At 52.3% G+C, this 18,631-nt stretch carries 15 protein-coding genes and 2 tRNA genes; 1 reads left to right on the top strand and 16 read right to left on the bottom strand.

The genetic code is table 11. The features are described 5' to 3' along the window. Positions 1–10: 10 nt before the first annotated feature. The 12 genes from mtr to P2W74_RS02535 form a co-directional block, all read right to left on the bottom strand. Positions 11–1,255, bottom strand: a complete 1,245-nt coding sequence (gene mtr, locus P2W74_RS02590) for a tryptophan permease (protein WP_276293768.1) — start codon at positions 1,253–1,255, stop codon at positions 11–13. Between the two features lie 153 nt (positions 1,256–1,408). Next, a complete protein-coding gene (deaD, locus tag P2W74_RS02585) occupies positions 1,409–3,328 on the bottom strand; it encodes an ATP-dependent RNA helicase DeaD (protein WP_276293767.1) in 1,920 nt (639 codons plus the stop codon). After that, positions 3,321–3,401 carry a protein YrbN gene (gene yrbN / locus P2W74_RS02580; protein WP_010723222.1) on the bottom strand — a complete coding sequence of 27 codons (81 nt, stop codon included), beginning with the start codon at positions 3,399–3,401 and terminating at the stop codon, positions 3,321–3,323. The genes deaD and yrbN overlap by 8 nt, the downstream gene beginning before the upstream one ends. A gap of 106 nt (positions 3,402–3,507) precedes the next feature. After that, on the bottom strand, positions 3,508–4,392 hold the full coding sequence (nlpI, locus tag P2W74_RS02575) for a lipoprotein NlpI (protein WP_003024982.1): 885 nt from the start codon (positions 4,390–4,392) through the stop codon (positions 3,508–3,510). 109 nt (positions 4,393–4,501) lie between these two features. Further along, a complete protein-coding gene (gene pnp / locus P2W74_RS02570; RefSeq protein ID WP_407649642.1) occupies positions 4,502–6,637 on the bottom strand; it encodes a polyribonucleotide nucleotidyltransferase in 2,136 nt (711 codons plus the stop codon). Between the two features lie 243 nt (positions 6,638–6,880). Then, a complete protein-coding gene (gene rpsO / locus P2W74_RS02565) occupies positions 6,881–7,150 on the bottom strand; it encodes a 30S ribosomal protein S15 (RefSeq protein WP_003861789.1) in 270 nt (89 codons plus the stop codon). Between the two features lie 151 nt (positions 7,151–7,301). After that, on the bottom strand, positions 7,302–8,246 hold the full coding sequence (truB, locus tag P2W74_RS02560; RefSeq protein WP_271443534.1) for a tRNA pseudouridine(55) synthase TruB: 945 nt from the start codon (positions 8,244–8,246) through the stop codon (positions 7,302–7,304). Continuing rightward, on the bottom strand, positions 8,246–8,647 hold the full coding sequence (gene rbfA / locus P2W74_RS02555) for a 30S ribosome-binding factor RbfA (protein ID WP_049848849.1): 402 nt from the start codon (positions 8,645–8,647) through the stop codon (positions 8,246–8,248). The genes truB and rbfA overlap by 1 nt, the downstream gene beginning before the upstream one ends. Positions 8,648–8,817: 170 nt before the next feature. Continuing rightward, positions 8,818–11,514: a translation initiation factor IF-2 gene (gene infB / locus P2W74_RS02550; RefSeq protein WP_276293766.1), complete on the bottom strand. Its 2,697-nt coding sequence runs from the start codon at positions 11,512–11,514 to the stop codon at positions 8,818–8,820. Between the two features lie 24 nt (positions 11,515–11,538). Then, on the bottom strand, positions 11,539–13,026 hold the full coding sequence (gene nusA, locus P2W74_RS02545) for a transcription termination factor NusA (protein WP_276293765.1): 1,488 nt from the start codon (positions 13,024–13,026) through the stop codon (positions 11,539–11,541). Between the two features lie 28 nt (positions 13,027–13,054). Next, positions 13,055–13,507 carry a ribosome maturation factor RimP gene (rimP, locus tag P2W74_RS02540; RefSeq protein ID WP_203359850.1) on the bottom strand — a complete coding sequence of 151 codons (453 nt, stop codon included), beginning with the start codon at positions 13,505–13,507 and terminating at the stop codon, positions 13,055–13,057. A 207-nt stretch (positions 13,508–13,714) separates the two neighbouring features. Beyond that, a tRNA-Met gene (locus P2W74_RS02535) sits at positions 13,715–13,791 on the bottom strand. 347 nt (positions 13,792–14,138) lie between these two features. On the opposite strand from P2W74_RS02535, the gene argG reads away from it, so the two are divergent. Further along, positions 14,139–15,482, top strand: a complete 1,344-nt coding sequence (gene argG / locus P2W74_RS02530) for an argininosuccinate synthase (RefSeq protein ID WP_276293764.1) — start codon at positions 14,139–14,141, stop codon at positions 15,480–15,482. A gap of 225 nt (positions 15,483–15,707) precedes the next feature. Here argG and P2W74_RS02525 read toward each other — a convergent pair. The 4 genes from P2W74_RS02525 to folP all read right to left on the bottom strand — a co-directional run bounded on the left by P2W74_RS02525 (position 15,708) and on the right by folP (position 18,546). Next, positions 15,708–15,794, bottom strand: a tRNA-Leu gene (locus P2W74_RS02525). Positions 15,795–15,807: 13 nt separating this feature from the next. Then, complete coding sequence (gene secG / locus P2W74_RS02520) at positions 15,808–16,140, bottom strand: preprotein translocase subunit SecG (protein WP_162379368.1); 333 nt, start codon at positions 16,138–16,140, stop codon at positions 15,808–15,810. 227 nt (positions 16,141–16,367) lie between these two features. Next, positions 16,368–17,705, bottom strand: a complete 1,338-nt coding sequence (glmM, locus tag P2W74_RS02515; protein ID WP_203359848.1) for a phosphoglucosamine mutase — start codon at positions 17,703–17,705, stop codon at positions 16,368–16,370. Then, entirely contained in the window at positions 17,698–18,546 is an 849-nt protein-coding gene (gene folP / locus P2W74_RS02510) for a dihydropteroate synthase (RefSeq protein ID WP_276293763.1), read from the bottom strand. The genes glmM and folP overlap by 8 nt, the downstream gene beginning before the upstream one ends. Between the last annotated feature and the right edge of the window lie 85 nt (positions 18,547–18,631).

Genomic DNA, 18,631 nt, shown 5'->3' with positions numbered 1-18,631 from the left:
GCAAACGGTTTTACTGATAAACCGGCAACAGATTAAAGCTCGACAGAAGATGCACCAGCGCGTTGCCGACACCAAAGACCAGAATCAACGCAATCATCGGCTTGCCACCCCAGACGCGGAATTTCGGGCTGCCAAAGCGCTTACGTGACTCACGCGCCAGCAGTGCCGGAACAATTGCCGCCCAGATGGTCGCCGCCAGTCCTGCATAGCCGATAGCGTACAGGAAACCGTTCGGCCACAGCAGGCCACCGATAACTGGCGGAACGAAGGTCAGCAAAGCCGTTTTAAAGCGGCCCAATGCCGAGTCGTCAAAACCAAACAGATCCGCCAGATAGTCAAACAAACCCAGCGTGACGCCGAGGAAAGAGCTTGCTACCGCAAAGTTGGAGAACACCACCAGCAGCAGATCCAGGCTACGGCTGTTCAGTACGCCACTCAGCGCCTGCACCAACACATCAATATTGCCACCCTTCTGTGCGATGCCGATAAATTCCGGACGTGGAATATTGCCCATCGTCCCCAGCAACCAGACGGTGTACAACACCAGCGCCAGTAGCGTTCCGTAGACCAGGCACTTAACGATAGTGCGCGGATCTTTGCCGTAATACTTCATCAGGCTCGGTACATTACCGTGATAACCAAACGAAGCCAGACAGAACGGCAGGGTCATCAGTAGATAAGGTGTGTACGATGCATGACTTTCCGTTACGTTAAACAGTGTTGTTGGTGTCACGTGTCCCAGCAGACTCCCGAAGGTCAGGAAGAACGTAATGACCTTCGCGCCCAGCACGATCGCGGTCATCCGGCTGACGGCTTTGGTACTCAGCCACACCACAAACGCCACCAACAGCGCAAACGCAAAGCCTGCCGCGCGCGCCGGAACGTTCAATGACATTTCGGCAAAGGTGTGATGCAGAATCGAACCACTCGCAGAGATATAGGCATAGGTCAGGATGTACAGCACAAAGGCGATGGAAATACCGTTAACCACGTTCCAGCCTTTACCCAGCAGGTCTTTGGTGATGGTGTCAAAGCTCGAGCCAATCCGGTAGTTGAGGTTAGCCTCCAGGATCATCAACCCCGAGTGCAGCATACAGAACCAGGTAAAGACCAGCGCCGCCATAGACCAAAAGAACCAACTACCCGCCATCACCACCGGCAGGGAAAACATTCCTGCGCCAATAATGGTACCGCCGATGATCACTACGCCGCCGAGCAGCGAAGGTGACGTTTGGGTGGTGGTTAGTGTTGCCATTCAGCCATCTCTCCAGTGAATTATATTGTGACTACATTTTAATGTGTTGCACTGTACCAGTACACGAGTACAAATGAAATAAAAAAAGCCCCGATTGTTTAGATCGGGGCTGTATATTTTACTTTACGGTGCGAAACCGAAGATCAGCGTGAATTACGCATCACCACCGAAACGACGACGGCCTGCGGAATCATCACGGCGTGGAGCACGGCTACTTTCACGACGTTCGCCGCTGAAACGACGACCATCACCACGGCCACCTTCACGACGTTCAGTACTGTTGCCACGGTTTTCGCCACGACCGCCTTCACGACGCTCGCCGCTGAAACGACCACCGCCACGACGCTCACCACCGGCATGCGGAACTGCATCGCCAACCAGCTGCATGTTCATCGGCTTGTTCAGGATGCGAGTACGGGTAAAGTGCTGCAGCACGTCGCCCGGCATACCTTTCGGCAGTTCGATGGTAGAGTGGGAAGCAAACAGCTTGATGTTACCGATGTAACGGCTGCTGATGTCACCTTCGTTAGCGATCGCGCCAACGATATGACGTACTTCAACACCGTCATCACGGCCCACTTCAATGCGGTACAGTTGCATATCGCCAACGTCACGACGTTCACGACGCGGACGGTCTTCAGCACCACGTTCTGGACGGTCGCCACGCGGACCACGATCGTTACGATCGCCACGCGGAGCACGTTCATCACGGTCACGGAATTCACGCTTAGGACGCATTGGCGCATCTGCAGGAACAATCAGAGTACGTTCGCCCTGTGCCATTTTCAGCAGTGCTGCGGCCAGAGTTTCGAGATCCAGCTCTTCACCTTCTACCGTCGGCTGGATTTTTTCCAGCAGCGCGCGGTATTGATCCAGATCGCTGCTTTCCAGCTGCTGCTGAACTTTAGCGGCGAATTTCTCCAGACGGCGTTTGCCCAGCAGTTCTGCGTTCGGCAGTTCCACTTCCGGAATGGTCAGTTTCATGGTGCGTTCGATGTTACGCAGCAGACGACGCTCACGGTTCTCAACGAACAGCAGAGCACGGCCAGCACGACCAGCACGACCGGTACGGCCGATACGGTGAACGTAAGACTCGGAGTCCATCGGGATGTCGTAGTTCACAACAAGGCTGATACGCTCAACGTCCAGACCACGCGCTGCAACGTCGGTTGCAATCAGGATATCCAGACGGCCGTCTTTCAGACGCTCCAGAGTCTGCTCACGCAGCGCCTGGTTCATGTCGCCGTTCAGCGCTGCGCTGTTATAACCGCTACGCTCCAGCGCTTCAGCCACTTCCAGGGTCGCATTTTTGGTACGAACGAAGATAATCGCCGCATCAAAATCTTCTGCTTCGAGGAAACGTACCAGCGCTTCATTTTTACGCATACCCCAGACAGTCCAGTAGCTCTGGCTGATGTCCGGGCGTGTGGTAACGCTGGACTGGATACGCACTTCCTGCGGCTCTTTCATAAAGCGGCGGGTAATACGACGAATCGCTTCCGGCATGGTGGCAGAGAACAGAGCGGTCTGATGACCTTCCGGGATCTGCGCCATAATGGTTTCGACGTCTTCGATGAAGCCCATACGCAGCATTTCATCAGCTTCGTCCAGTACCAGACCACTCAGTTTAGAGAGATCCAGCGTACCGCGCTTCAGGTGATCCAGCAGACGACCCGGCGTACCGACAACGATCTGCGGCCCCTGACGCAGGGCACGTAATTGCACGTCATAACGCTGGCCGCCGTACAGGGCAACCACGTTCACGCCGCGCATGTGTTTAGAGAAATCCGCCATAGCTTCAGCAACCTGAACCGCCAGTTCGCGGGTCGGTGCCAGCACCAGAATTTGAGGTGCTTTCAGCTCAGGATCAAGATTGTTGAGCAGCGGTAAAGAGAACGCTGCAGTTTTGCCGCTACCCGTCTGGGCCATACCCAGAACATCGCGGCCGCCCAGCAGATGCGGAATGCACTCTGCCTGGATTGGAGATGGTTTTTCGTAACCCAGATCGGTAAGGGCTTCAAGGATAGGAGCCTTCAGGCCCAGATCTGCAAAAGTGGTTTCGAATTCAGCCATGTAGTACGTGTGCCTCAAAATTAATGGCGGCCAGTCTACATAACTCATCATGAAATTGATCTGCAATTTTCATTGAAAAGTGTGAACCGGCTCAAAGTAGGTGTATTAACGAACAACAACGCCCTCACCCGCGAAGGTGATGGCAATCAAAAAAGATTACGGGCTGATGTGTACGTCAGCTATTGCTGGTCCGATTCTGCCAGGTCATCTTGGTCCTGGCCCAGGAGCGATAATTCCAACAATGCGTATCGGTGCTCAACAAAGTTATGAACGTTGTTAGCCACCGCCAGTTTGAACAATGCCGTAGCGTTGTCCAAATCCCCCAGACTTAGGTAGTACTTACCTAAATAGAAGTTGGTTTCACTGAGATGCTCAGCGAGCGAGGTGTTATCCGTTGCGTCTGCCTTGAGCCTTTCCATCAACGTTGCTTCGCTAATGTTGCCCAGGTAGAACTCGACAATGTTCCATCCCCATTGCTCTTTATCCGATTTCTCGAAACGTTGCTTTAACGCTTCTTTAGCCTGCTTCTCATCGAGCTTCTGCTCAGCGAGATAAAGCCACAGACTGCGGAAAGGATCATTGGGATCGTCTTGATAAAACGCCAGCAGATCATCTTGCGCTAACTTGTCGCGACCGCCGTAATACAATGCGATACCACGATTTAAGTGCGCGTAGTTGTAAGTTGGATCAAGCTCAAGTACAGAATCAAACGCTTCATAGGCAGCATCAAAATTGCCTGCCTGCGTTAAATAAATGCCTAAGTAATTGAATACTTCAGGCATATCTGGTCGGATTGCCAGCGCTTGTGAAAAATCATTTCGCGCTAATGCCCTCAGACCGAGACTATCATACAACACTCCGCGCTCATATAAAAGCTGTGCGCGTTCGTCATCGGTTAAAGCCCGACTGGCAAGAATTTGTTCCATGCGTGCCAGAATCACTTCCTGCTGCAAAGTCGGTTGCAATGGCACTGCGAGGACTTCACTCTTACGCCAGGCAGAGTTGCTGCATCCTGCCAGCGTGAGTGCTGTCGCAACGAAACACCAGCGCAAAAAAGGCTTCATTTCCCACTCCCGAAGACAACGATTGAATGAACGTCCTGTTCCCCGGTTGCTAACAAGGCGTCCTGCCGGGTCAGAGGCCCTCCGCAATGGCGGAGGGCAAATGGCAACCTTACTCGCCCTGTTCTGCTGCCGGTACTTCCGGCGCAGCAGCTGGCTGAGACTGCTCAGTTGCTTCTTTAATGCTCAGACGTACACGGCCCTGGCGATCAACTTCCAGAACTTTCACCGGTACTTCCTGACCCATCTGCAGGTAATCAGTCACTTTCTCAACACGCTTGTCAGCGATCTGAGAGATGTGAACCAGACCTTCTTTACCGCCACCGATGGCAACGAATGCGCCAAAGTCAACGATACGGGTTACTTTACCAGTGTAGATGCGACCCACTTCAATTTCTGCCGTAATCTCTTCGATGCGACGGATAGCATATTTTGCTTTCTCACCGTCGGTCGCCGCGATCTTAACAGTACCGTCATCTTCGATTTCGATAGTGGTGCCGGTTTCTTCGGTCAGCGCACGGATAACAGAACCGCCTTTACCGATAACGTCTTTGATCTTGTCCGGGCTGATCTTAATGGTATGGATACGCGGAGCGAACTGAGAAATGTCGCCGCGCGGCGCGTTGATCGCCTGTTCCATCACACCCAGGATGTGCAGACGCGCACCTTTAGCCTGGTTCAGAGCAACCTGCATGATCTCTTTGGTGATACCTTCGATTTTGATATCCATCTGCAGTGCAGAGATACCATCGCGGGAACCCGCCACTTTGAAGTCCATGTCGCCCAGGTGATCTTCGTCACCCAGAATGTCAGACAGAACAACAAAGTTATCGCCTTCTTTCACCAGACCCATTGCGATACCCGCAACGGCAGCTTTGATCGGCACACCTGCGTCCATCAGCGCCAGAGAAGCACCACACACGGAAGCCATTGAAGAAGAACCGTTGGATTCGGTGATTTCAGACACAACACGTACGGTGTACGGGAATTTGTCCAGTTCCGGCATTACTGCCAGCACGCCGCGTTTCGCCAGACGACCGTGACCAATTTCACGACGTTTCGGAGAACCGACCATGCCAGTTTCACCTACGCAGTACGGAGGGAAGTTATAGTGGAACAGGAAGTTGTCAGTACGCTCACCCATCAGCTCGTCGAGGTTCTGCGCATCACGCGTTGTGCCCAGAGTCGCGGTAACCAGCGCCTGAGTTTCACCACGGGTGAACAGTGCGGAACCATGGGTACGCGGCAGAACGCCAGTGCGCACATCCAGGCCACGGATCATGTCTTTTTCACGACCATCGATACGCGGTTCGCCTGCCAGTACACGGCTACGAACAACGTTTTTCTCGATTGCGTGCAGGATTTCACCCAGTTCGTTAGCGTCCAGGGTTTCGTCTTCTGCAACCAGCGTCGCGATCACTTCAGATTTGATCACATCAACCTGAGCATAACGTTCCTGCTTGTCGGTGATGCGGTAAGCATCGCTCAGGCGGGATTCTGCCAGGGCTGCAACGCGCGCGTTCAGTGCGTCGTTTGCCGCTTCCGGCTGCCAGTCCCAACGCGGTTTGCCAGCTTCTTTAACCAGCTCGTTGATAGCCTGAATAACAGTCTGCTGCTGCTCGTGACCGAAGACAACGGCACCCAGCATGACATCTTCGCTCAGCAGTTCTGCTTCAGATTCAACCATCAGTACAGCGGCTTCAGTACCGGCAACAACCAGGTCCAGCTTACTTTCTTTCAGCTCGTCCTGAGTCGGGTTCAGTACGTACTGGTCATTGATATAACCAACACGTGCAGAGCCGATTGGGCCGTTGAACGGGATACCGGACAGAGACAGTGCTGCGGAAGCACCGATCATTGCCACGATGTCCGGGTTAACCTGTGGGTTTACGGACACAACGGTCGCGATAACCTGAACTTCGTTGACGAAGCCTTCCGGGAACAGCGGGCGAACCGGGCGGTCAATCAGACGCGCAATCAGGGTTTCGCCTTCGCTTGGACGGCCTTCACGACGGAAGAAGCTGCCTGGGATACGACCAGCAGCGTAGGTACGCTCCTGATAGTTAACAGTCAGCGGGAAAAAGTCCTGGCCTGGCTTCGCTTTCTTCTGACCTACAACGGTAACGAATACCGCAGTGTCATCCATGCTAACCATAACAGCAGCAGTCGCCTGACGCGCCATCATGCCGGTTTCCAGCGTTACGGTGTGTTGGCCGTACTGGAATTTACGAACGATCGGATTAAGCAAAATTCTATCCTTTCTCTAATTTTTGATAGCACCACCGGCGCCATCGTTAATACCCGATCTTCAGCGCATCCTCGCGACTAATGACAACCCTAACCCGTCAGCGGGTAAAGCCTCTCATTAGCCGCGCGAACCTCTGCAACAGAAGATCATACTTAGCAACAATACATTAGTTTCCAGTGAATTGCTGCCATCAGCTTGAAAAAAGGGGCCATGAAGGCCCCCTCTTTCTGAAACTCGCAAGAATTAGCGACGCAGGCCCAGACGCTCGATCAGCGCGGTGTAGCGTGCAACATCTTTACGTTTCAGGTAGTCGAGCAGTTTACGACGCTGAGAAACCATACGCAGCAGACCACGACGGCTGTGGTGATCTTTTTTGTGCTCTGCAAAGTGACCCTGCAGGTGGTTGATCTGTGCAGTCAGCAGAGCAACCTGAACTTCGGTAGAACCGCTGTCGTTAGTACCACGACCAAACTCAGAAACGATTTTAGCTTTAGCTTCAACGCTTAGAGACATGATGAACTCCAAAAATAATAAAGAATGAAAGGGTGCCAATCTCTAATTCAGCAACCCCATGTAAACGTCGCATAAACTGTTAAAAAATTTACACGGCGTTAAGCGGCAGTATTCTACTCGCAGCGCCCTGTTATCGCAAGACTGAGCAGAGTTACGCCGGATACTCCACGACCAGACGACGAGGCGCTACGCGGCCTTCATCATCCATTTCGCCCATCCCAATAAACTTACCGTCATCGCCTTCCGTCACGCGAACCAGTCCTTCCAGCGGCGCGCCTGTCGTACGAACCGGATTACCATTTTTAAAGTAAACCGACGAGGTTAAAGGAAGATTAACGATGGGGTAGTCCGAAGCCGGACTGTCCATGGGCATCAGCAGCGGATCAAGCAGTTGGGCAGCCGGGATCCCCTGCTGTTCGGCCTGTTCGATAAGATCGCGTAAATGCTCCAGGGTGACCATCCGATCAACCGGGTATTTACTGACCGCCAGACGGCGCAGGAAAGTGACGTGCGCGCCGCATCCCAGCTTCTCACCCAGATCATCAATAATGGTCCGAATATAGGTGCCTTTAGAACAGTGAACTTCCAGCTCCAGTTCGTTACCTTCGTGGCGAATAAAGAGCAGTTCATAGACGGTAATCGGTCGGGCTTCTCGCGGAACCTCAATACCCTGGCGTGCATATTCGTACAGCTTTTTACCCTGGTATTTCAGCGCCGAGTACATCGACGGTATCTGTTCGATATCACCTCTGAACGTTTCCAGCGCAGCCGCCAGTTGTTCCGGGGTAAACGTCACGGGACGTTCCTGTACGATTTGACCGTCGGCATCCGAGGTGTCGGTCCGCTGTCCCAGCCGGGCAATGACGCGATAACGCTTATCCGAATCAAGCAGATACTGGGAAAACTTAGTCGCTTCACCGAGACAAATCGGCAGCATACCTGTCGCCAACGGATCCAATGCACCGGTATGACCGGCGCGATTGGCGTTGTAAAGACGTTTTACTTTTTGCAGCACGTCATTGCTGGACATGCCCTGCGGCTTGTCCAGCAACAGGACACCGTGAATGTCGCGACCACGACGACGAGGACGACTCATTAGTCCTCCTTGCTGTCATCCGGGTTCACACGACGTTCTTCGTCATGCTTCACCACGTTGGTCACCAGGTTTGACATCCGCATCCCTTCTACCAACGAGTTATCGTAGAAGAAAGTCAGTTCCGGCACGATACGTAAACGCATCGCTTTCCCCAGCAGGCTGCGGATAAAGCCAGAAGCTTCCTGCAACGCTTTGATGCCCGCTTTTACTGCGGCTTCATCTTTGTCGTTCAGGAAGGTGACAAACACTTTGGCATAGGCCAGATCACGTGACATTTCAACACCGGAAACCGTGGTCATCATGCCCAGACGAGGATCTTTAATTTCGCGCTGCAGGATGATAGCAATCTCTTTTTGCATCTCCTGAGCGACGCGCTGTGGGCGACCAAATTCTTTCGCCATAACAAATTCTCCAGAAAAAAGACAAAAAAGGGGCCAAAAGCCCCTTTTTAAAATTTCATGCCGGGTGGCGCTCTCAAGCCTGATGGCGCTACCGCTTATCAGGCCTACAACCCGGCCAACATCCAGTATCGTAGGCCCGGTATACACAGTACCACCGGGCATTACGACGATTATGCAATAGTACGTTGGATCTCGATGATCTCGAACACTTCGATCATATCGCCAACGCGAACGTCGTTGTAGTTCTTAACGCCGATACCACATTCCATGCCGTTACGGACTTCGTTAACGTCATCTTTGAAGCGGCGCAGGGATTCCAGCTCGCCTTCATAGATAACCACGTTGTCACGCAGAACGCGGATCGGGTTGTGGCGTTTAATCGTACCTTCGGTAACCATACAGCCCGCGATCGCACCAAATTTCGGTGATTTGAACACGTCACGCACTTCAGCCAGACCGATGATCTGCTGTTTCAGTTCCGGAGACAGCATGCCGCTCATCGCCGCTTTCACTTCGTCAATCAGGTGATAGATGACGGAGTAGTAGCGCAGATCCAGGTTTTCGGATTCAATCACTTTACGCGCAGAGGCATCAGCACGTACGTTGAAGCCAACCAGGATGGCGTTGGATGCTGCAGCCAGGGTTGCGTCGGTTTCGGTGATACCACCTACGCCGGAACCGATGATCTTCACTTTAACTTCGTCAGTAGACAGTTTCAGCAAGGAGTCGGAGATCGCTTCCACAGAACCCTGAACGTCGGCCTTCAGAACGACGTTCACTTCGTGAACTTCGCCTTCGGTCATGTTAGCGAACATGTTCTCGAGTTTGGATTTCTGCTGACGAGCCAGTTTAACTTCACGGAATTTGCCCTGACGGTACAGCGCAACTTCACGGGCTTTCTTCTCGTCACGTACCACGGTCACTTCGTCACCCGCAGCCGGAACACCGGAAAGACCCAGGATTTCGACCGGAATAGACGGACCTGCTTCCAGCACTTCCTGACCCAGTTCGTTACGCATTGCACGAACACGGCCATATTCGAAGCCACACAGCACGATATCACCCTTGTTCAGGGTACCTTCACGCACCAGGACGGTAGCCACTGGGCCACGACCTTTGTCCAGGAAGGATTCGATTACCGCACCGCTCGCCATACCTTTACGAATCGCTTTCAGCTCCAGAACTTCAGCCTGCAGTAGGATAGCATTCAGCAGGTCATCAATACCGGTACCCGCTTTCGCAGAAACTGGGATGAACTGTGATTCGCCGCCCCACTCTTCCGGCATAACACCGTACTGAGACAGTTCGTTCTTAACGCGATCCATATCGGCTTCTGGCTTATCGATTTTGTTCACTGCAACAACCATCGGTACCTGCGCTGCTTTCGCATGCTGGATAGCTTCGATAGTCTGCGGCATCACGCCGTCATCTGCTGCAACAACCAGAACAACGATATCCGTTGCCTGCGCACCACGAGCACGCATAGAGGTAAACGCGGCGTGGCCCGGGGTATCCAGGAAGGTGATCATACCGTTGTCGGTTTCAACGTGGTACGCACCGATGTGCTGGGTAATGCCGCCCGCTTCGCCAGAGGCCACTTTCGTAGAACGAATGTAGTCCAGCAGAGAGGTTTTACCGTGGTCAACGTGACCCATGATGGTCACAACCGGTGCACGCGGTTCAGCCGCAGCGCCAGTGTCACGGTCACTCATTACCGCTTCTTCCAGCTCGTTTTCACGACGCAGAATAACTTTGTGGCCCATCTCTTCAGCAACCAGCTGTGCGGTTTCCTGATCGATGACCTGGTTAATGGTGGCCATTGCGCCCAGTTTCATCATCGCTTTGATGACCTGAGAGCCTTTAACCGCCATCTTGTTAGCTAAGTCGCCAACGGTGATGGTTTCGCCAATCACAACGTCACGGTTAACCGCCTGAGCCGGCTTCTGGAAGCCCTGCTGCAGAGAAGAACCTTTACGCTGCTTGCCACCTTTACCGCCACGAACCGCTGCACGCGCTTCTTCACGGTCAGCTTTCGATTCAGCGTGTTTGTTGCCTTTTTTAGCCGGACGTACCGCTTTCGTGGTGCGAGTACGGCCACGACCGCCTTCGACTTCACGATCGTTTTCGTCTTCAGCCTGACGTGCGTGCTGAGAAGTGGTGACATGATAATCGCTCTTATCTTCTTCCACTTTCTCTTTCTCTTGTTCAGCCCAAACACCGGCATTTTCTTCAGCCATACGGCGAGCGTCTTCAGCCACTCGGCGGGCTTCTTCTTCAAGCTTACGGCGTGCTTCTTCTTCCGCTTTGCGCTTCAGCTCAGCGGCTTCATTTTCACGGCGGGCTTTTTCTGCCTGGGCGGTTTTGGTCATATCGTCGGTCTGTTGATTGCTCACTTTGTCTTTTTCCGCAGCTTCACGTTTCGCTTTTTCAGCGGCTTCACGCTTAGCTTGTTCTGCGGCCTCACGTTCAGCTTTTTGTTGCGCCTCGCGTTTAGCTGTTTCTTCAGCTTCACGACGGGCTTGCTCTTCCGCTTCACGCTGCGCCTGCTCTTCCGCGGCAAGGCGTTCAGCCTCTTGCGGATCGCGTTTTACAAAGGTGCGTGTCTTGCGGACTTCGATTTGTACCGATTTACTTTTTCCACCGGTACCTGGAATATTGAGAGTACTGCGCGTTTTGCGCTGCAATGTCAACTTATCTGGGGCAGAGCCGTTTTCACGGTTCAGATGCGCCAGTAAGGTCTGTTTCTCTTGTGCGGACACAGAGTCATCAGCAGACTTCGGGATACCTGCATCAGCAAATTGCTGTACCAGGCGATCCACGGAGGTCTGTATCTCTGCAGCCAGTGTTTTTACGGTTACATCTGTCATACTGTTCCTTCCTGCTACAGTTTATTACGCTTCGTCGCCGAACCAGCAAATATTACGGGCAGCCATAATCAGCTCACCGGCTTTTTCGTCGGTCAACCCTTCGATATCAGCCAGATCATCAATGCCCTGTTCAGCGAGATCTTCCAGCGTACAAACACCACGGGCAGCCAGTTTGAACGCCATTTCGCGATCTAATCCTTCCAGATTCAGTAGATCGTCAGCCGGTTTGTTATCACCGAGGCTTTCTTCCTGGGCCAGTGCCAGAGTGGTCAGTGCGTTTTTAGCACGCTCGCGCAGCGCTTCAACGGTCTGCTCATCAAGGCCGTCGATTGCCAGCAGTTCTTTCATTGGCACATAGGCCAGTTCTTCCAGCGTAGCAAAACCTTCTTCCACCAGAACGGTCGCGAAATCTTCATCGATATCGAGATATTTGGTGAAGGTATCAATGGCTGCATGCGCTTCAGCCTGATGTTTAGCCTGCAGGTCATCAACGGTCATCACGTTGAGGTCCCAACCGCTCAGTTGTGAAGCCAGGCGGACGTTCTGACCGTTACGTCCAATCGCCTGAGCCAGATTACCGGCTTCAACCGCGATATCCATGGTGTGTTTATCTTCATCCACCACGATAGAAGCGACGTCTGCTGGCGCCATTGCGTTGATAACGAACTGTGCCGGATTATCATCCCACAGGACGATATCGATACGCTCGCCGCCCAGTTCGGTAGAAACCGCCTGAACACGCGCACCGCGCATACCTACACAAGCACCGACCGGATCGATACGCTTATCGTTGGTTTTCACCGCGATTTTCGCACGAGAACCCGGATCGCGAGCCGCCGCTTTAATTTCAATCACTTCTTCGCCAATTTCTGGCACTTCAATGCGGAACAGTTCAATCAGCATTTCCGGTTTGGAACGCGTAACAAACAGCTGCGCACCGCGCGCTTCAGGGCGAACGGAGTACAAAACGCCACGAATGCGGTCACCCGGACGGAAGTTTTCACGCGGCAGCATGTCTTCACGCTGGATCACGGCTTCAGCATTGCTGCCCAGATCCAGAGAAATGTTGTCGCGGTTTACTTTCTTCACTACACCGGTGACGATTTCGCCTTCGTGTTCACGGAATTGATCAACAACCATCGCACGTTCGGCTTCACGTACTTTCTGTACGATAACCTGTTTTGCCGTCTGGGTGGTGATACGGTCAAAAGTGACAGATTCAATCTGATCTTCAACGTAACCGCCCACGTTCAGACTTTCGTCTTCATAACGTGCCGCTTCCAGCGTAATTTCTTTCGTCGGCTGAGTAACTTCTTCCACAATGACCCAACGGCGGAAGGTATCGAAATCACCGCTTTTACGATCGATCTCTACGCGAACGTCGATCTCTTGCTCATATTTTTTCTTTGTTGCTGTAGCCAGCGCACTTTCCAGCGCTTCAAAAATTTTCTCGCGTGGCAGCGCTTTTTCGTTGGAGACGGCTTCAACAACAGCCAAAATTTCTTTGTTCATCGCGGGCTTTTCACCTCAATCCAGACTGTTAAAAGTGGGGAACCAGGTTCGCCTTCTGGATATTACTCAGCGCGAACACTTCATCTTTACCTTCGACTGTGACAGTGATCATTTCACCGTCCACCGCTTTGATAACGCCCTGCCATTTACGACGGTTTTGTACCGCCATACGAAGCACCAGTGCAACTTCTTCACCCAGGAAACGCACGTAGTGTTCGGCAGTGAACATAGGACGGTCGAGGCCCGGTGAGGATACTTCCAGGTTGTAAGCGACGGTAATCGGATCTTCGACGTCCATTACCGCACTGACCTGGTGGCTCACATCAGCACAATCATCAACATTGATGCCATCTTCACTATCAATATAGATGCGCAGTGTGGATGTGCGACCGCGAATAAATTCGATGCCGACCAGCTCGTAACCTAAGGCTTCAACTGGCGCTGTAATCATCTCTGTTAATTTTTGCTCTAATGTGGACAAGCCCACCCCCAAGACATAAAAAAAGGGCCTAAAGCCCAGTTATTCTGTAGTCAGATAACAAAAAACCCCGATAAATCGGGGCTTTAGATAACTGAACCCTATAACCGCAACTGCGGTCTGGAGAACCTTCCGAAAGAATTTTTTTCAAATCCAGCTACGAAGGCCAAAGTCTTCACAGTATATTTGAAAAAGAACTCTAAGGGAAAGTGGTTGCGGGGGCCGGATTTGAACCGACGACCTTCGGGTTATGAGCCCGACGAGCTACCAGGCTGCTCCACCCCGCGCCTGAAACGTGGCAAATTTTACTCGCTTTGGGTAAAAAATGCAAATACTGCTGGGATTTGGTACCGAGGACGGGACGTAAAATCTGTGCATATTATAGTGATCCAGAGCGCATTATGTCAACCAGGTAAATAATATGCACATTAATGAATAGCAGCGTTCGCCCCTTAGTGTCGAAGCCAGATAAACGCAGAGATACAATCAGAGGCATTTATTAACGAAATTATCACGAAGCTCTTCCTGTCATCCGCAAAAGATGATTAAATGAAAACTCATTTATTTTGCATAAAAATTCACTGAGAACAGAAAACCGATCTCTTCATCAGTCAATCAAGCAGGATTTTATTTTATGACGACGATTCTCAAGCATCTCCCGGCAGGTCAACGTATTGGTATCGCTTTTTCCGGTGGTCTGGACACCAGTGCTGCGCTGCTGTGGATGCGACAAAAAGGGGCTGTCCCATATGCATATACTGCAAATCTGGGTCAGCCGGATGAGGATGACTACGATGCCATTCCTCGCCGTGCAATGGAATATGGCGCAGAGAACGCTCGCCTGGTTGATTGCCGCAAACAATTAGTTGCGGAAGGGATTGCCGCCATCCAGTGTGGTGCATTCCATAACACCACAGGCGGACTCACCTATTTCAATACGACGCCATTAGGTCGCGCCGTGACCGGTACTATGCTGGTTGCAGCAATGAAAGAAGATGGCGTCAACATTTGGGGCGACGGCAGCACCTATAAAGGCAACGACATTGAGCGTTTCTATCGTTATGGTTTGCTGACCAATGCCGAACTGCAGATCTACAAACCATGGCTGGATACCGATTTCATTGATGAACTGGGCGGTCGCCACGAGATGTCTGAGTTTATGATTGCCTGCGGTTTCGACTACAAGATGTCCGTTGAGAAAGCCTACTCCACCGACTCCAACATGCTGGGCGCGACTCACGAAGCGAAAGATCTGGAATTCCTCAACTCCAGCGTCAAGATCGTTAACCCGATTATGGGCGTGAAGTTCTGGGATGAAAACGTGAAGATCCCGGCAGAAGAAGTGACCGTACGTTTTGAACAGGGTCATCCGGTTGCCCTGAACGGCAAAACCTTCAGCGACGACGTTGAGATGATGCTGGAAGCCAACCGCATCGGTGGTCGTCATGGTCTGGGCATGAGCGATCAGATTGAAAACCGTATTATTGAAGCAAAAAGCCGCGGTATCTATGAAGCGCCGGGGATGGCGCTGCTGCACATCGCTTACGAACGTCTGCTGACCGGTATTCACAACGAAGACACTATCGAGCAGTATCACGCACATGGTCGTCAGTTGGGTCGTCTGCTGTATCAGGGTCGCTGGTTCGACTCCCAGGCACTGATGCTGCGTGATGGCCTGCAGCGTTGGGTGGCAAGTCAGATCACCGGCGAAGTGACTCTGGAACTGCGTCGCGGTAATGACTACTCGATCCTGAATACCGTGTCCGACAACCTGACCTATAAGCCAGAACGTCTGACGATGGAAAAAGGCGACTCCGTGTTCTCTCCGGACGATCGTATTGGTCAACTGACCATGCGTAATCTGGACATCACGGATACCCGCGAGAAACTGTTCGGTTATGCGCAGTCCGGCCTACTTTCCGCCTCTTCGGCGACGGGTCTGCCGCAGGTTGAGAGCCTGGAAAATAAAGCGAAGTAATCGCTTTCTCAAGGAAGGATTAAAGCCGCGAAAGCGGCTTTTTTTATGCTGTGCAGCTGGGGACACAGGCCTGATAAACATAGCGCCATCAGTCATTGCACTCTCTGCTAAATGTCGGATGGCGGCACAAGCGCCTTATCCGACCTACAAGCCAACAGATTAGGCCTATATCCTACGCTACAGACGAAAAAAAAGACGCTTTTCAGCGTCTTTTTTTCGGAATATTGGTACTGAGGATGGGACTCGAACCCACAAGCCCGTTAGGGCACTACCACCTCAAGGTAGCGTGTCTACCAATTCCACCACCTCAGCACGGATACTACTATTAGTGCGGGATATCGCTGGTCGGCTTAGCCGGAGCAGCTGGCTGAGTTTGCTCAGTTTTCGCTGGAGCACTCAGATTTTCCCACTCACTTCCTTTATTGGTTTTGTTGCTGTTGATATTACCCAGCACCAGACTGATAACGAAAAACAAGGTTCCAAACAGCGCTGTCATTCGGGTCATGAAGTTACCAGAACCACTTGAACCAAACAGCGTACCGGAAGCGCCTGCTCCAAAGGAAGCACCCATATCAGCGCCTTTACCCTGCTGCAGCATGATCAAACCAACCAATACAATTGCTACGACAAGGAAAATACCTAAAAGAGCTTCGTACATAATCAACCTGTTCCTTGCGGAGTTGCCGCGTACCAATGCTTCAACCAATAAAGCGGGACCATTTACTGTTTCCCACTGAAGCGGGTGTGAATACTAACCAAAGCGAATGACCTTCGCAAGGGCAATTTAAGCACATTGTATCAACTGCGGAAAAAAACAGCAAAACTGTCTCTTTCCGCAACTAAAAGGGCGGCAACTGCCGCCTTTTTAGTCACTTAACACCGGTATTACGCCGCTTTTACCGCATCAGCAATACGGTGGGCAAATTCGGTAACCTGGGCTTCATCTTCGCCTTCAACCATGACTCGGATTAACGGCTCAGTACCTGACTTACGCAGCAGCACGCGGCCACGGTTGCCCAGTGCAGTTTCTACTTCCGCCATAACAGCCTTAACCGTTTCGTTTTCCAGCGGATCGCCGCTGCCCGCGGTGTAGCGCACATTCACCAGAATTTGCGGGAACATTTTCATACCGCTGCACAAATCGTGCAGACTCATATGATTACGTACCATCGCAGCAAGAACCTGCAAACCGGCCACAATACCGTCACCGGTGGTGGTTTTGTCCAGCAGGATCACATGACCGGAGTTTTCCGCACCGATACGCCAGCCTTTTTCCTGCAGTTTCTCCAGCACATAGCGGTCACCCACTTTAGCGCGGGCAAACGGAATGCCAAGCTGTTTTAACGCCAGCTCCAGGCCCATGTTGCTCATCAGCGTGCCCACCGCACCACCGCGCAACTGACCCTGACGCAAACCTTCACGGGCGATGATATACATGATTTGATCGCCGTCGACTTTGTTGCCTTCGTGGTCAACCATGATCACACGATCGCCGTCGCCGTCCAGCGCAATACCGATATCGGCTTTTTCCGCGAGCACACGAGCCTGCAGCGCCCGGACATCTGTGGCGCCCACTTCTTCGTTGATATTGACGCCATTTGGCTCGCAACCAATCGTGATGACATTCGCGCCCAGCTCACGTAATACATTGGGAGCGATGTGATACGTCGCGCCGTTAGCGCAATCCACCACGATCTTGAGCTCATTGAGGCTCAATTCGTTCGGGAAGGTCCCTTTACAGAATTCGATGTAACGCCCGGCAGCATCCACGATACGGCTGGCTTTTCCCAGCTCCGCAGAGTCCACACAGGTGATCTCTTTTTCCATCTCCGCTTCGATGGCTTCCTCAACCGCATCTGGCAGCTTGGTTCCGTCGATGGAGAAGAATTTAATACCGTTGTCGTAGAATGGGTTGTGTGAAGCAGAAATAACAATCCCGGCTTCTGCACGGAACGTACGCGTCAGATAAGCCACCGCAGGGGTTGGCATTGGCCCAGTGAAGGAAGCGGATAAACCTGCCGCCGCAAGGCCCGCCTCTAACGCAGACTCCAGCATGTAGCCAGAAATACGCGTATCTTTACCGATAATAATTTTACGGGAGCCATGGCGCGCCAGTACCTTCCCTGCGGCCCAACCCAGCTTAAGTACAAAATCAGGGGTAATCGGCGCATCGCCTACGCGACCACGGATCCCATCGGTACCAAAATACTTGCGATTACTCATAACGTTTATTTCCCTTCGCAGACAGGGTGGCCTCAACCACGCGCATCGCTTCAACAGTTTCTTTTACATCGTGGACGCGAACAATGTGCGCGCCCTGCATGGCTGCAATTACCGCACACGCCAGACTACCGCTAAGGCGCTCTGACGGCCCCACGTTTAGCAGCTGACCAATCATCGATTTCCGCGACATGCCCACAAACAGCGGTAGCCCAAAATGATGAAACTCTGACAGGCGAGCCAGTAAAGCATAATTATGAGAGAGATTTTTACCGAAACCGAACCCCGGGTCGAGCAACAATTTATCTTTTGATATCCCCGCCTGTTCACAACGTGCGATCTGCTCGACAAAGTAGCGATTAACCTCTGCAAAGACGTCATCATACTTCGGCGCATCCTGCATCGTTTTAGGGTTGCCCTGCATATGCATCAGCGATACCGGTAGCCCAGTTTCCGCCGCAGCTTCCAGCGCGCCGGGTTCACTCAGCGAACGGATATCGTTAATAATGTGCGCCCCCACCCGGGCAGACTCGCGGATCACTTCCGGCTTAGAGGTATCGACTGAAATCCAGACTTCAAACCGTTGAGCAATCGCTTCAACGACCGGGATCACGCGTTCCAGTTCCTCTTCCACACTGACATCAGCTGCACCGGGTCGCGTTGATTCGCCGCCAACATCAATAATAGTCGCTCCGGCATTAATCATCAGATTCGCATGTTTCACAGCCTCAATCAGCGTGTTGTGCGTTCCACCATCTGAGAAAGAGTCCGGCGTGACATTTAAAATCCCCATGACGTGAGGATGGCTGAGATCCAGCGACGTCCCCTGGGCAAAGAGTTTCATGGTGTTATCCCTGGTATAAAATGGGTTAAGCAGATAAGAAAAACCCCGGAGCAAGCCCCAGGGTTTTCAATAAAAACGCAGTCAT

The organism is Citrobacter enshiensis (assembly GCF_029338175.1).
Classification (GTDB): Bacteria; Pseudomonadota; Gammaproteobacteria; order Enterobacterales; family Enterobacteriaceae; genus Citrobacter_D; species Citrobacter_D enshiensis.
Note: the sequence above shows the minus strand (reverse complement) of the source record. Positions and strands in the feature narration are given on the sequence as shown.

Coding starts and splice junctions, on each gene's coding strand:
- mtr (WP_276293768.1), bottom strand. CDS start 1,255: ATGGCAACACTAACCACCACCCAAACGTCACCTTCGCTGCTCGGCGGC.
- deaD (WP_276293767.1), bottom strand. CDS start 3,328: ATGGCTGAATTCGAAACCACTTTTGCAGATCTGGGCCTGAAGGCTCCT.
- yrbN (WP_010723222.1), bottom strand. CDS start 3,401: ATGAAAATTGCAGATCAATTTCATGATGAGTTATGTAGACTGGCCGCC.
- nlpI (WP_003024982.1), bottom strand. CDS start 4,392: ATGAAGCCTTTTTTGCGCTGGTGTTTCGTTGCGACAGCACTCACGCTG.
- rpsO (WP_003861789.1), bottom strand. CDS start 7,150: ATGTCTCTAAGCGTTGAAGCTAAAGCTAAAATCGTTTCTGAGTTTGGT.
- truB (WP_271443534.1), bottom strand. CDS start 8,246: ATGAGTCGTCCTCGTCGTCGTGGTCGCGACATTCACGGTGTCCTGTTG.
- rbfA (WP_049848849.1), bottom strand. CDS start 8,647: ATGGCGAAAGAATTTGGTCGCCCACAGCGCGTCGCTCAGGAGATGCAA.
- infB (WP_276293766.1), bottom strand. CDS start 11,514: ATGACAGATGTAACCGTAAAAACACTGGCTGCAGAGATACAGACCTCC.
- nusA (WP_276293765.1), bottom strand. CDS start 13,026: ATGAACAAAGAAATTTTGGCTGTTGTTGAAGCCGTCTCCAACGAAAAA.
- argG (WP_276293764.1), top strand. CDS start 14,139: ATGACGACGATTCTCAAGCATCTCCCGGCAGGTCAACGTATTGGTATC.
- secG (WP_162379368.1), bottom strand. CDS start 16,140: ATGTACGAAGCTCTTTTAGGTATTTTCCTTGTCGTAGCAATTGTATTG.
- glmM (WP_203359848.1), bottom strand. CDS start 17,705: ATGAGTAATCGCAAGTATTTTGGTACCGATGGGATCCGTGGTCGCGTA.
- folP (WP_276293763.1), bottom strand. CDS start 18,546: ATGAAACTCTTTGCCCAGGGGACGTCGCTGGATCTCAGCCATCCTCAC.